Source organism: Stenotrophomonas sp. SrG, from assembly GCF_050031795.1.
Classification (GTDB): Bacteria; Pseudomonadota; Gammaproteobacteria; order Xanthomonadales; family Xanthomonadaceae; genus Stenotrophomonas; species Stenotrophomonas rhizophila_A.
In genome coordinates, this window is record NZ_JBNBBE010000654.1 from 1 (window position 1) to 249 (window position 249).

The following is a 249-nucleotide window of genomic DNA, read 5'->3' on the forward strand; positions in this document are numbered from 1 at the left end:
CGGCGAGCTGCGGCTCGGCCAGGTCAGGCCGGCCGGCGCCGGCCAGACGCCCGGCCAGGCTGTCGCGGCCCGCCAGGGCAAACAGGTTGTGGCAACCGCCCTTGAGCCAGTCGGGGTGCACCGCCACGCCGCCTTCCGGGCGGGGGCCTTCCATCCAGGCACGCGTGAGCAGGCGCGACAGGCTGAGATAGCCTTCGCGGTCGCGGCAGCGCAGGGTCATGCGCCAGGGGGTCATGCCCTCTTCGGCGA

At 74.7% G+C, this 249-nt stretch carries 1 protein-coding gene; it reads right to left on the reverse strand.

Annotation, left to right across the window (positions count from 1 at the left end; genetic code table 11):
• Window positions 1–249, reverse strand: a 249-nt coding sequence (locus tag ACQG3P_RS21190; protein WP_426806151.1) for a hypothetical protein, incomplete at both ends; no start/stop codon positions are given.